At 61.0% G+C, this 12822-nt stretch carries 14 protein-coding genes; 6 read left to right on the forward strand and 8 right to left on the reverse strand.

The genetic code is table 11. The features are described from left to right. The first annotated feature begins 31 nt into the window (after positions 1-31). Complete coding sequence (locus BM110_RS13710) at positions 32-1036, forward strand: AraC family transcriptional regulator (RefSeq protein ID WP_093121799.1); 1005 nt, start codon at positions 32-34, stop codon at positions 1034-1036. A 127-nt stretch (positions 1037-1163) separates the two neighbouring features. Here BM110_RS13710 and BM110_RS13715 read toward each other — a convergent pair whose 3' ends face one another. Further along, complete coding sequence (locus BM110_RS13715) at positions 1164-1529, reverse strand: response regulator (protein ID WP_071489770.1); 366 nt, start codon at positions 1527-1529, stop codon at positions 1164-1166. A 98-nt stretch (positions 1530-1627) separates the two neighbouring features. Between BM110_RS13715 and BM110_RS13720 the strand changes: the two genes are divergently transcribed. Together BM110_RS13720 and uraH are read left to right on the forward strand one after the other, a co-directional pair. Continuing rightward, positions 1628-2101, forward strand: a complete 474-nt coding sequence (locus BM110_RS13720; RefSeq protein ID WP_093121803.1) for a GlcG/HbpS family heme-binding protein — start codon at positions 1628-1630, stop codon at positions 2099-2101. Between the two features lie 10 nt (positions 2102-2111). Further along, positions 2112-2522 carry a hydroxyisourate hydrolase gene (uraH, locus tag BM110_RS13725; RefSeq protein WP_058424846.1) on the forward strand — a complete coding sequence of 137 codons (411 nt, stop codon included), beginning with the start codon at positions 2112-2114 and terminating at the stop codon, positions 2520-2522. Here uraH and BM110_RS13730 read toward each other — a convergent pair. After that, positions 2519-3208, reverse strand: a complete 690-nt coding sequence (locus BM110_RS13730; RefSeq protein ID WP_071489768.1) for a Crp/Fnr family transcriptional regulator — start codon at positions 3206-3208, stop codon at positions 2519-2521. The genes uraH and BM110_RS13730 overlap by 4 nt on opposite strands. A gap of 83 nt (positions 3209-3291) precedes the next feature. On the opposite strand from BM110_RS13730, the gene BM110_RS13735 reads away from it, so the two are divergent. After that, entirely contained in the window at positions 3292-3819 is a 528-nt protein-coding gene (locus BM110_RS13735) for an Mpo1 family 2-hydroxy fatty acid dioxygenase (protein ID WP_093513598.1), read from the forward strand. 133 nt (positions 3820-3952) lie between these two features. Here the strand turns inward: BM110_RS13735 and BM110_RS13740 are convergent, their stop codons facing one another. From BM110_RS13740 to dibA, 6 genes are all read right to left on the reverse strand, one after another. Then, a complete protein-coding gene (locus BM110_RS13740) occupies positions 3953-4933 on the reverse strand; it encodes a sulfate/molybdate ABC transporter ATP-binding protein (protein WP_034101869.1) in 981 nt (326 codons plus the stop codon). A gap of 3 nt (positions 4934-4936) precedes the next feature. After that, positions 4937-5809, reverse strand: a complete 873-nt coding sequence (gene cysW / locus BM110_RS13745) for a sulfate ABC transporter permease subunit CysW (RefSeq protein WP_010214166.1) — start codon at positions 5807-5809, stop codon at positions 4937-4939. 13 nt (positions 5810-5822) lie between these two features. Then, complete coding sequence (gene cysT / locus BM110_RS13750) at positions 5823-6641, reverse strand: sulfate ABC transporter permease subunit CysT (RefSeq protein WP_016975029.1); 819 nt, start codon at positions 6639-6641, stop codon at positions 5823-5825. Between the two features lie 165 nt (positions 6642-6806). Beyond that, entirely contained in the window at positions 6807-7817 is a 1011-nt protein-coding gene (locus BM110_RS13755) for a sulfate ABC transporter substrate-binding protein (RefSeq protein WP_071489766.1), read from the reverse strand. Between the two features lie 65 nt (positions 7818-7882). Beyond that, on the reverse strand, positions 7883-8065 hold the full coding sequence (gene oscA / locus BM110_RS13760) for a sulfur starvation response protein OscA (RefSeq protein WP_003170956.1): 183 nt from the start codon (positions 8063-8065) through the stop codon (positions 7883-7885). A 301-nt stretch (positions 8066-8366) separates the two neighbouring features. Then, the gene (gene dibA, locus BM110_RS13765; protein ID WP_093513599.1) at positions 8367-10280 is read right to left on the reverse strand and encodes a phosphodiesterase DibA; all 1914 of its coding nucleotides are present in this window, start codon (positions 10278-10280) and stop codon (positions 8367-8369) included. 166 nt (positions 10281-10446) lie between these two features. Between dibA and desA the strand changes: the two genes are divergently transcribed. Next, positions 10447-11631, forward strand: coding sequence for a delta-9 fatty acid desaturase DesA (gene desA, locus BM110_RS13770; protein WP_093513600.1), 1185 nt, complete (start codon positions 10447-10449; stop codon positions 11629-11631). Between the two features lie 188 nt (positions 11632-11819). Then, a complete protein-coding gene (locus BM110_RS13775; RefSeq protein ID WP_093513601.1) occupies positions 11820-12821 on the forward strand; it encodes a sensor domain-containing diguanylate cyclase in 1002 nt (333 codons plus the stop codon). The last annotated feature ends 1 nt before the right edge of the window (position 12822 follow it).

Consider the following 12822-nt stretch of genomic DNA (forward strand, 5'->3'; position numbering starts at 1 on the left):
GCCAACCTGTTGACCGCAAGCGCCAATCGCCATGACCGAACCCACCTCCCTCGCCAGCTGGACCCGCGCCCTGCGCAAGCAACTCGACGCCCTGGGCCTCGACAGCGCCGCGCTGTGCCTGGAAGCCGGGCTCGACCCGCGGCAGATGGACGATCCCAACGCGCGCTATCCGCTGTCAGCGACCACGCGTTTGTGGGAGCTGGCGGTGCAGGCCAGCGGCGACCCGGCGATTGGTCTGCGGGTGTCGCGGTTCGTCAGCCCCACCACGTTTCATGCGTTGGGGTATGCGCTGGTGGCCAGTGGCAGCTTGCGGGAAGTGTTCGAGCGCATCGTGCGGTATCACCAGGTGGTCAGCGATGCACTGGCCCTGGAGCTGAGCGGCGATGGCGAGCGCTACCGGTTCCGCTTGCTGCAACTACCGGGAAACCCAGCGCCAGCGTTCGAGGCCATCGATGCGTTTGCGGCGATCTATGTGCGCACTTGTCGCAATCGCCTGGGGCGCGAATACGCGCCGCTGGCGGTGTACCTGCGAAGGCCGGAACCGGCCGATCCCAAGCCATGGCACACAGTATTTCGCGCGCCGGTGTTTTTCGGCGCTGAGGAAGACCGCCTGGAGTTCGCCGCGCAGGATTTCGACAGCCACCTGGACGACGCCAACCCCGAACTGGCCGAACACAACGAAACCGTGCTCAAGCGCACCCTCGCCCAACTGCAACCGCTGACCTGGGAACGCAAGGTCCGCCGGGTGATCGAAGCGCAGTTGCCCGACGGCGAACCCAGCGCCGAGCGGGTTGCGCAGGCGCTGCACCTGAGCCTGCGCAGCCTGCAACGCCATCTGGCGGATGAAGGCTGCCGGTTTGATGCGTTGCTCAATGAGTGCCGGGAGAATTTGGCGTTGCTGCATTTGCGGGATCCGCAATGCTCATTGGCGGAAATCAGTCATTTGCTGGGGTTTGCTGATACCAGCAGTTTCAACCGCGCGTTCAAGCGCTGGACGGGGATGACGCCGGGGCAGTTCAGGGATGGGTTGCGGTAGGTGGATTTGCGGTGTTCGTGATGGCCCCATCGCGGGCAAGCCCGGCTCCTACAGGGAATGCATTCCAAATGTGGGAGCTGGCTTGCCTGCGATGGCGGTGGTCCAGGTATTGAAGATGCCGGATCAATCAGCGCCCACGGTCACGCCGCAACAACTTCTTCACCCGCGCCACCAAGGCCTTGGCTTCAAACGGCTTGAGCAAGTAATCATCCTCATGCAGTTCCAACTCGCGCAGACGGTCCTCGATTCCTTCCGGGGTCGTCAAGAACAACACCGGCGTCTCGCCCTTCTTGCGAATCGACTGCTGCAACCTCCAGGCATTCAAACCCGGCAACATTACATCCAGGATCACCAAGTCATAGTCAGTGCTTTCCACAAACCGCTGAGCTGCCATGCCATTGGCTGCGACTTCTACTGCGAAGCCGGCCTCACTCAAGCCCTGGGCCATAAGTTGCGCCAATTTCGGCTGGTCTTCCACTAACAACACCTGCATGCCTACCTCTTGGTTCATTACAAACCTGTAATCGAATTGTTCGGCTTTTGAGCGAGACCGCTGGCTAAGGTAACGGCCTGCTTTCTGGAGCCATTCCCATGTACCGCAATACCTTGTTCTTGAGCTTCGCCATCAGCGCCAGCGTCCTGGCAGCACCACCGCTGCCGCGCCACGCCGACCTGGATTTGCACACCGCACGCCAACTGGCAGACGCCAGCCTGGCGCAGTGCACGGCGGCACTTACCGTACTCGACCGGGGCGGTAATCCATTGCTGAGCCTGCGGGCCGATGGCGTAGGTCCACACAACAGCATCGCCAGCCAACGCAAAGCGTACACGGCGTTGTCGACTAAAACCCCCACTCGGTTGTTTGCCGAGCGTGCGCGCAACAACCCAGAGGCCGCCAACCTTAACAGCTTGTCCGAATTGCTGTTGCTCGGGGGCGGCGTGCCGCTGTTCGCCGACACTGAACTGGTAGGCGCGCTTGGCATTGCCGGTGCCGGCGGTGCCGAGCAGGACGACGCGTGCGCGGTAAAGGCGGCCAATCAACTTGGCCTGACAATCACCCCTTGAGGAAACCTCAATGAAAACCCTGACTATGACCCTCGCCGCCCTCAGCCTGAGCGGCCTGAGCAGCCTGGCCCTGGCGGCCGGCAACCCGCTGAGCGTGCATGTGCTGAACCTGGAAAACGGTCTGCCGTCTGCCGGTGTCAACGTCACCCTGGAGCAACACGTAGGCGATCACTGGCAGTCGCTGTCCGAAGGTGTCACCAACCAGCAGGGGCGTATCGCCGAACTGTTCCCGGCCAACCAAGCCATGAAGCCGGGCGAGTATCGCGTGGTGTTCAAGACCGGTGACTACTACAAGAAAGCCAATCGCGAGACGTTTTTCCCGGAAGTCCCGGTAATATTCGAAGTCAAGCAGGCCGACCAGCACTACCACATCCCGCTGCTGCTGAGCCCTTACGGTTTTTCGACGTATCGCGGTTCCTAGCCAGCCCCCGCGGCCTGCCGCAAGCGCGGCAGGTCGAGCACTTCAATCGCGCCGTAACTCAGCTTGATGATCTCCTGCTGCTCTAACGCCTTGAGCAAACTGTTGGTGGTCTGGCGCGACAGGCTCAGCATCGCGGCCAGATCTTCCTGGGGCAGTTGCAGGACGCGACGGGAATGCTCTATCTCGCCGTACCCGCCGGCAATCATCAGCAGCCGGTGAGCGATACGTGTCGACGCCGGCATCAGGCTCATCTGTTCGATATTGATCAGCGACAGGCGCAACTTCTGGCTCATCAACAACGCCATGTCGCGCCAATACGCCGGGCTTTGGTCAAGAATCTCGAGCATCGCCGATTGCGGTACCTGCAACAGCGTGCACGGCCCAACCGACAAGGCGTCGTGGGTACGCGGCAAACCATCGAACAGGCAGATCTCGCCGAACCAGTAAGGCGTTTCAACCAGGCTCAGAATAGCTTCCTTGCCCTGCGCATTGACCGCGCTGACCCGCACCGCCCCCTCCAATACCGCATACACCCCACAGGGCGGATCACCGCGCCGGAACAGGTACTGCCCCGCCGTCAGCTGACGCAGCCGAGCCGCCGCCAGCAAACTATCCTGTAGCGGTACAGGCAGGTGGCTGAACCACTGGCCGGTGGCCAATCGGGCATGCCAGGTTGCCGCAATCATGAGAACTCCAGAGATTGTCGCCCAGTTGACAGTCAGTCGCTGGCTGACGGGAGATGATCAAACATCCTACAGGAGGAATAACAATGAAAAGCCTCATCGACCACCTCAGTCAATATGCCGCGTACCACCGCGACCCGCGCAATATCGCCAGCCACTTTGTCGGCATTCCACTGATTGTGGTGGCAGTGGCCGTGCTGTTGTCACGCCCCGAATGGGCCGTCGCTGGCCTATGGATCTCACCCGCCGTTCTTCTCGCGCTGTTCTCTGCGTGGATTTACCTGCGCCTGGAATTGGCCCTGGGTCTGCTGATGACGGTGCTGATGGGCCTGTCGGTGTGGGCCGGCCACGTGCTGGCGGCTCAGAGCACGCAGGTGTGGCTCGGCAGCGGCATCGGCCTGTTCGTGGTGGGTTGGGTGATTCAGTTTGTCGGGCATTACTACGAAGGCAGGAAGCCGGCGTTTGTGGATGACGTCTCGGGATTGATCGTGGGGCCATTGTTCGTGGTGGCCGAACTGGCATTCCTGTTGGGGTTGCGGCATGACCTCAAGCAGCAGATCGAGGAGCGCTCGGGGCCGGTGGTTCGACGCGATCTGAAGCCGAGAGAGGCCTAAATGTGGGAGGGGGCTTGCCCCCGATGGCGGTGTTTCAGTGACATGTTTATCAACTGACCCACTGCTATCGGGGGCAAGTCGAATCGTCGCACCGCCCCTCCCACATTGGCACCGTTTTCACAGTGCGGGATTATCAGGCTTTCTGCCAGACCTTGGGCTTGAAGAACAGCGTCTCGCCGCGTGCTAGGCCAGTCAGGCTGTCGTGGTCTTTCACCACTTCCGCTTCGATCAGCTCGCTCTGGCCTTCCACCTTCAACGTCACACGGGTGGTAGCGCCGAGCGGACGGATATCCCGCACTTCAGCAGCATGGTGGTCCTCCAGCTCATGCCGCGACAGCGACACCTCATGCGGGCGGAACAGCACGTGCTTGTCTTCACCCAAGTGCAGGCGGTTCGAATCACCGAGGAAGTGGTAGACGAAATCGCTCGCCGGGTTTTCGTAGACGTCACCCGGTGAGCCGATCTGCTCGATCACGCCCTTGTTCATCACCACGATGCGGTCGGCGACTTCCATGGCCTCTTCCTGGTCGTGGGTCACGAACACCGAGGTCAGGTTGATGTCTTCGTGCAGGCGCGCCAGCCAGCGACGCAACTCTTTACGCACCTTGGCGTCGAGGGCGCCGAAGGGTTCATCCAGCAGCAACACTTTCGGCTCCACCGCCAGGGCGCGGGCCAGGGCGATACGTTGGCGCTGGCCACCGGAGAGCTGCTCCGGGTAGCGATCCGACAACCAATCCAGTTGCACCATGTTCAGCAATTCGTGGACCTTGACCGCGATCTGGCTTTCGCTCGGGCGCTGGTTCTTCGGTTTCATGCGCAGGCCGAACGCCACGTTGTCGAACACGGTCATGTGGCGGAACAGCGCGTAGTGTTGGAACACAAAGCCGACGTTGCGATCGCGCACGTCGTGGCCGGAGACGTCTTCACCGTGAAACACGATGCTGCCGTCATCCGGGGTTTCCAGGCCGGCGATGATGCGCAGCAAGGTGGTCTTGCCGCAGCCGGACGGGCCGAGCAAGGCCACCAGCTCGCCACTCTGGATGTCCAGGTTGATGCTGTTCAGGGCCTTGAAGGCATTGAAGTTCTTGCTGACATTACGGACTTCGATCGACATGACTTATTCCTCAGCCGCACCGGCGCGCAGGCGGTTAATACGGTTCTCGCTCCACTGCTTGAGCAGCAGGATGAAGAGCGCCAGGATCAGCAGCAGACTCGCCACCGCAAACGCGGCAACGTGGTTGTATTCGTTGTAGAGAATCTCGACGTGCAGCGGCAGGGTGTTGGTCACGCCGCGAATGTGGCCGGACACCACCGACACCGCGCCGAACTCCCCCATGGCCCGTGCGGTACACAGCACCACGCCGTAGATCAGGCCCCATTTGATATTCGGCACGGTCACATGCCAGAACATCTGCCAGCCATTGGCACCGAGCAGGCGCGCGGCCTCTTCTTCCTGGGTGCCCTGCTCCTGCATCAGCGGGATCAGTTCACGGGCCACGAAAGGCACGGTGACGAAGATGGTCGCCAGCACGATGCCGGGCAAGGCGAACACGATCTGGATGTCGTGGTCCTGCAACCACGGGCCAAAGAAGCCCTGGGCGCCGAACATCAACACATAGACCAGGCCGGCGATCACCGGCGATACCGAGAACGGCAGGTCGATCAGCGTCACCAGGATGCTCTTGCCACGGAACGAGTACTTGCTCACGCACCACGCGGCGCTGACGCCGAACACCAGGTTGAGCGGCACCGAGATCACCACGGCGATCACCGTGAGTTTCAGCGCCGACAGCGCGTCCGGTTCGAGGATCGCGGTGAAGAACGCGCCGAGGCCGTTCTTCAGGCCCTGGGTCACCACGATAAACAGCGGCAACAACAGGAACAGGGCGAACACCAGCCAGCCAAGGCCGATCAGGATGCGTCGCGACGCGGCGCTGCCACGGCGGGCAGCATTGGCCGAGGACGCGGCGGAAATAGACGATTGGGACATGTTCCGCGCCTCCTTATGGACGTTCGATGCGCCGCTGCAACAGGTTGATCAGCAGCAGCAGGACAAAGGAAACCACCAGCATCAATACGCCAATGGATGTGGCGCCGCGGTAGTCGTACTGGTCGAGCTTGACCATGATCAGCAACGGCAGGATCTCGGTTTTCATCGGCATGTTGCCGGCAATGAAAATCACCGAACCGTACTCACCGACACCACGGGCAAACGCCAACGCGAAACCGGTCAACCAGGCGGGCAGGAGCGCCGGCACCAGGATGTGACGGAACACCTGCAACGGCTTGGCGCCCAGGCAGGCGGCGGCTTCTTCGACTTCCCGGGGGATATCGGCCAACACCGGCTGTACCGTGCGCACCACGAACGGCAGGGTGACGAAGGTCAGCGCCAGGGTGATACCCAGCGGGGTGTAGGCGATCTTGAAGCCCAGGTCGGCGGCGAACTGGCCGACCAGGCCGTTAGGCGTGTACAGCGCGGTCAGTGCGATGCCGGCAACAGCGGTGGGCAACGCGAACGGCAAGTCGATCATCGCATCGATGACCTTGCGGCCGGGGAAGGTGTAGCGCACCAGCACCCAGGCCAGCAGCGTGCCGATCACGCCATTGATCAACGCTGCGTACAGCGCGGTGCTGAAGCTCAGTTGCAACGCCGCCAGCACACGCGGTGCGGAGATGATGTTCCAGAACTGATCCCAGGTGAGTTGAGCGGCGTGTACAAACATCGCCGCCAGGGGGATGAGTACGATCAGGCTGAGGTACACCACGGTGTAGCCCAGCGTCAGCCCGAAGCCGGGTATGACGGGGGAGATACGACGCGACATAAGAGTCCTTGGTCAAAGGGTAGAAACCACTGTAGGAGCGCGCTTTTCTGTGGGAGCCGGGCTTGCCCGCGATGCAGGCACCACGGTGTATCAGTCACACCGCAGTGATGCTATCGCAGGCAAGCCAGCTCCCACAGAAAAGCGAGCCCCTACAGGTATTTTGGCTTACTGCGCCGTGTAGATCTGGTCGAACACGCCACCGTCGTTAAAGAATTTCGGTTGGGCAGTTTTCCAGCCGCCGAAGTCTTTGTCGATAGTCACCAGGTCCAGTTTCGGGAATTGCTGGGCGTATTTGGCGGCCACTTTTGCATCGCGTGGGCGGTAGAAGTTCTTCGCCGCAATCTCCTGGCCGGCCGGGCTGTACAGGTGTTTCAGGTATTCAGTGGCGATTTCGGTGTTGCCCTTTTTCTCGGCGTTCTTGTCGACCACGGCAACCGGTGGTTCGGCGAGGATGGACAGGGACGGCACGACGATGTCGAACTTGTCGGCGCCACCGTCTTCCTTCAGTGCCAGGAACGCCTCGTTTTCCCAGGCCAGCAACACGTCACCCTGACCGTTGTTGACGAAGGTGATGGTCGAGCCGCGAGCACCGGTGTCCAGCACCGGCACGTGCTTGAACAGCTCCTTCACGTATTCCTGGGCCTTGGCTTCGCTGCCGCCGGCCTTGAGGCCATAGGCCCAGGCGGCGAGGAAGTTCCAACGGGCGCCGCCGGAGGTTTTCGGGTTCGGGGTGATCACGGACACGTCTTTCTTGATCAGGTCGCCCCAATCCTTGATGCCTTTTGGGTTGCCCTTGCGCACCAGGAACACGATGGTCGAGGTGTACGGGGTGCTGGCGTCCGGCAGGCGGGTTTGCCAGTTTTCCGGGAGGGTCTTGCCCAGCTTGGCGATTTCGTCGATATCACCGGCCAGCGCCAGGGTGACCACGTCGGCGCGCAGGCCATCGATCACGGCACGGCCCTGCTTGCCCGAACCACCGTGGGATTGCTGGATCTTGACGTTGTCACCCGGGTGGGCCTGTTTCCAGTAGTTGGTGAACTCAGCGTTGTAGTCCTGGTACAGCTCACGAGTAGGGTCGTACGAGACGTTGAGCAACTCGTAGTCCTTGGCAACCGCTGAACCTGCAAACACGGCGCTGGCCAGGGCGGCCAGGGCGTAACGGCGAATCGACGACATAGAAGCTCCTGAAATTCTTTGGGTGTTGGCTTTTTTTATAGTTGCGGGTCTATCGCCGTTCTTGCTCAGCTCGGTTTGTTACCCGGGTTCTGCAGGCGGAATTTTTCCTTGCGTTCAATCTGTACCACTTGGGCGTTGTGCACGGTGATTTCCACCGCGCCAAACCGCAGATCGCGCAAGGCGCTCTGGATCTCACGCAAAATGGCTGCTTCGTCCTGGCCGTCGACGCTACGTAGAGATGCGCTCATGGTCTCGCTCCTGAAATGAATAGTGCCTGGCAGTGGCGGCACTGCTTGCGGCGTGAGGGCGATAGTAGATAAGCGCGGATATTCTTAAAAATACTATTTAAGAATGTTTATATAACCAGAAAGAATTTTCTGGTGGGACGCGGGGTTGCGTGCGGGTTTGGTGCCCAAGTACGTAAATAAAGCCTAGAGAAGATCCAAATGTGGGAGCGGGCTTGCCCGCGAAAGCGGTGTGTCAGCTAAAAATGTGTTAACTGATGCACCGCATTCGCGGGCAAGCCCGCTCCCACCTTTTGACTGCATTTCAGGTCAGGATTGGGGGGGCTCGGTGCCAATCAATTTCGTGGGCCGGCACCGGCCGGCCAAACCAATACCCCTGCCCCATATCGCACTGCTGATCCAGCAGAAACCGCGCCTGTTCAACCTGCTCGATTCCCTCTGCATGCACTTGCATGCCCATGCTTTTCGCCAGGGCGATTACCACGCGCACGATCGCTGCATCGTCCTCGTCCCACGGCAAACCGGCAACGAAGCCCTGATCGATCTTGAGCTTCTGCACCGGCAGGCGCTTGAGGCGCAACAGCGAGGAATAACCGGTCCCAAAATCATCGATTGCCAGGCGCAAACCCAGCTCGCGCAGGCGATGCAGTTGTTCCAGGGCCATTTCAGGGTCATCCATCACCGCGCTTTCGGTGACTTCCAGTTCCAGGCAGGCGGGATCCAGACCCGTGTCGTGCAGCACCTGTGCGACCTGCTCGTACAACTCGCGCCGGGCAAACAGGCGGCTGGAGACGTTGATGGCGATAAAACTCAGCGGCACCTCATCGGCCAGCCATTGGCACATCTGCCGACAGGCCTGGTCCATGACCCAGGCGTCGATATCGGCAATCAACCCGGTGCGCTCGGCAATCGGGATGAACTCGCCCGGCGGCACCAGACCGCGCTCCGGGTGCTGCCAACGCACCAGCGCTTCGACGCCGATCAGGCGGCTGCCCTGCAGGTCGTGCACCGGCTGGTAGTAGACGCACAGCTCCTGCTGTTCAAGGGCACGGCGCAGCTCACTGGCGATCTCCACCCGGTTCTGCGCATGGGCGGTCAGTTCTTCGGTGTACAAGGCATAGCTTTCGCGGCCGGCACTCTTGGCCTTGAACAGCGCGGAATCGGCGTTGCGCAACAGCTGTTCGGCGCTCAGCGCGTCGTTGGGGAACAGGCTGATGCCAATGCTGGCGCTGATAAACAGCTGATGGCCGTCGAAGATGAACGGTTGCTTCATCGCATCCAGCATGCGTTGCGCCAAACTGGCCGCTTGCGCCACCTGTGAACAACTTTCCACCAGCACGGCGAACTCATCTCCACCCAGCCGCGCCAGGGTCACGCCTGGGCCGAACAGCGCCTTGAGCCGTTCGCCGACCAGCTTGAGCAACTGGTCGCCAATGTTATGGCCCAGGCTGTCATTGATGATCTTGAAGTGGTCCAGGTCCAGCAACAGCAAGGCGCAACCACGCTTGTGGATTTGTGCCGAAGCCAGCGCCTGTTCGGCACGGTCGGTGAACAGCAGGCGGTTGGGCAGGTCGGTCAGCGGGTCGTGATGGGCGAGGTGAGCCAACTCGTGCTCGGAGTCCTTGATGGCGCTGATATCGGAAAACACCGCGACGTAATGGCTGACGTGGCCCTGGTCATCGTGGATCACACGAATGGTTTGCCACTGGGGGTAAATTTCGCCGCTTTTGCGCCGGTTCCAGATTTCACCGCTCCATTCGCCGGTGCGCTCCAGGCTCTGGAACATCTGCTGGTAGAAATGCGACGAATGGCGCCCGGACTTGAACAGGCTGGGCTGCTGGCCCATGACGTCTTCGCGGCTGTAGCCGGTGATCGCCATGAAGGCCCGGTTCACATGCACGATCAGCCCCTGCGCGTCGGTGACCAGCACGCCTTCGCGGGTGCAGTCGAACACGGCGGCGGCCTGGCGCAGGCGTTCGCGGTTTTCCTTCAACGGTTGCTGAAGCTGGCTGGCACGCGCAAATCGGGCGCACATCAGGTAAATCGCCAAGGCGCTGAAGGCCACCCACACATAGCCACGCACTTGCAGCCAGCGTCCCAACTCCCACGGTTCATCGAGAAAGCTGATCAATAAGTGGTTGCTGAGCTGGAGCCACGCAATGGAAACCAGCAGGTATACCAGCCCCACACGCAGGGCACCTCGGTATGAAAACGGCATATGTTCAGTAATCCTTACCAAAAAAACAGAATCGCCCTACAAAGGCTGCGGATTATAGAATAAGAAACATCCAGTCACTCCTATCTGAAAGGGCGGCTGGTTTTCTCTGTAGGCTTAGTGATAATGCGTGAGCTGTTCTTTTCTTTATCTGAGGGCCATACAGCCTATGTGGTACAACGGTTTTCTTGACCTGTCAGCCTGGCAACTGGTGGCAGTCACGCTGTTGATGACCCACGTGACCATTGTTGGGGTCACGGTCTATCTGCACCGTTATTCAGCCCATCGCTCCCTGGAGCTCAATGCCGGCCTGAAACATTTCTTCCGCTTCTGGCTGTGGCTGACCACGGCGCAGAACACCCGCGAGTGGACTGCCATCCACCGCAAGCACCACGCCAAATGCGAAACCGTCGACGACCCGCACAGCCCGGTCATCAAGGGCCTGTCCACCGTGTTGCGCAAAGGCGCCGAGCTGTACCGCGCCGAGGCCGAAAACCCAGAGACCCTGCGTATCTACGGCAAGAACTGCCCGGACGACTGGATCGAACGCAGGCTCTACACCCCCTACCCGCTGCTGGGCGTGGCGATCATGGGGGGGATCGACCTGCTGCTGTTCGGCACCATCGGCATCACCATCTGGGCGATCCAGATGATGTGGATTCCCTTCTGGGCCGCCGGCGTGATCAACGGCCTGGGGCATGCCGTGGGCTATCGCAACTTCGAATGCCGTGACGCGGCCACCAACCTGGTGCCGTGGGGCATCATCGTCGGCGGCGAGGAGCTGCATAACAATCACCATACCTACCCCAACTCCGCCAAACTGTCGGTGAAGAAGTGGGAGTTCGACCTGGGCTGGGCGTGGATCAAGGTGTTCAGCTTCCTGCGCCTGGCCAAGGTGCAGCGTGTCGCCCCCATCGCACACCGCGTGGAAGGCAAGGGCCACCTGGACATGGATACCGCCATGGCGATCCTCAACAATCGTTTCCAGATCATGGCCCAGTACCGCAAGTTGGTGATCGGCCCGCTGGTCAAGCAGGAGCTGGAAAAGGTCGATCACTCGGTGCGCCATCAATTCCACCGCGCCAAGCGCCTGCTGTCGCGGGAAACCAGCTTGCTGGATGACCGCCATCACGTGCGCATCCAGAGCATGCTTGAACACAGCCATGCACTGAAAGTGATCTACGAAAAGCGCCTGGCGCTGCAGCAGATCTGGCTCAAGACCAGCTCCAATGGCCACGATATGCTGGCGGCCATCAAGGAATGGGTGCATGAAGCCGAGGCCAGCGGCATCCAGTCCCTGCGGGATTTTGCGCACCAATTGAAGACTTATTCGCTGCGTCCTGCGGCAGTCTGATGCTGCGGTGGGAGGGCTTGCCCTCCCACCTATCGGCTTTTTGGCGTCATTTACCGGGCACCGGCAATCGGTCCTGTTGACGGAACTTCACTGCAATTCGCCTCTCTCAATGAACACTTCGCCATCATGGTGGCCCCTTGTAGTGACCGCTGCTCCTGTTTGCGGCGCGCCCAGAGAGAGTTGTGCCGATGGTTCACGAAAAGTCCTCCTTAATCGACGCGCCTGCAGCTGAGCATCCCCGCCCAGCGGCGGCGGCGACCCTGCTGGCGCTGGTGCATGCCCAGGGCGAAGTCGAGCGACTGAGCGAACGTGAGCAATTGCTGAGCTCAATGCTGGTCAGCGTGAATGCTGTGCTGTGGGCCATCGATTGGGAAACCCGCCGCGTGCTGTATGTGAGCCCCGCCTACGAACGCGTCTTCGGGCGCTCTGCCGGCCTGCTGCTGGCCGACCACCGGGAGTGGCGCAACAGCATCCACCCCGAAGACCTCGACTACGCCGAACACAGCCTGGCCCGCGTGCTGGAACAGGGCGCCGTGGAAGACCGCGAGTACCGCATCATCACCGCCGACGGGCAGATTCGCTGGTTGAGCGACAAGTGCTACATCAACCAGCAGGTCGAGCCCGGCGAGCCACTGATCGTGGTGGGCATGGCCGAAGACATCACCGAAAAGAAACAGATGGAGCTGGAGCTGCACCGCCTCGCCACCACCGACGTGCTGACCCAGAGCAGCAACCGCCGGCACTTCTTCGAATGCGCCAACCAGGCCTTCGACAGTGCCTGCGCACAAGGTGCCCAGCTGGCCTTTTTGCTGCTGGATATCGATGACTTCAAGGACATCAATGACAGCTACGGCCATCTGGAGGGCGACCAGGTACTGCGGCGTATCGCCGAGAGCGGTCGAGGGGTGCTGCGTCGTGGCGACCTGTTCGGACGCATCGGTGGCGAAGAGTTCGCCGCCGTACTGCCTGGCTGTGCGCCGGAGATGGCGTTGCAGGTGGCCGAGCGCCTGGGCCGGGAGATCCAGGAGCTGAGCTTCAGCTACGAAGGCCAGGCTTTCAGCGTGACCATTAGCCAGGGCCTTGCCAGCCTCACCGAGCGCGACTCGACCCTGGACAGTCTGTTCGCCCGTGCCGATGCGGCCATGTACGAGGCCAAGCGCCTGGGCAAGAACCGTGTGATCGCGGGCTAGG

This window comes from Pseudomonas sp. NFPP28 (assembly GCF_900115535.1).
GTDB classification, from domain to species: Bacteria; Pseudomonadota; Gammaproteobacteria; order Pseudomonadales; family Pseudomonadaceae; genus Aquipseudomonas; species Aquipseudomonas extremorientalis.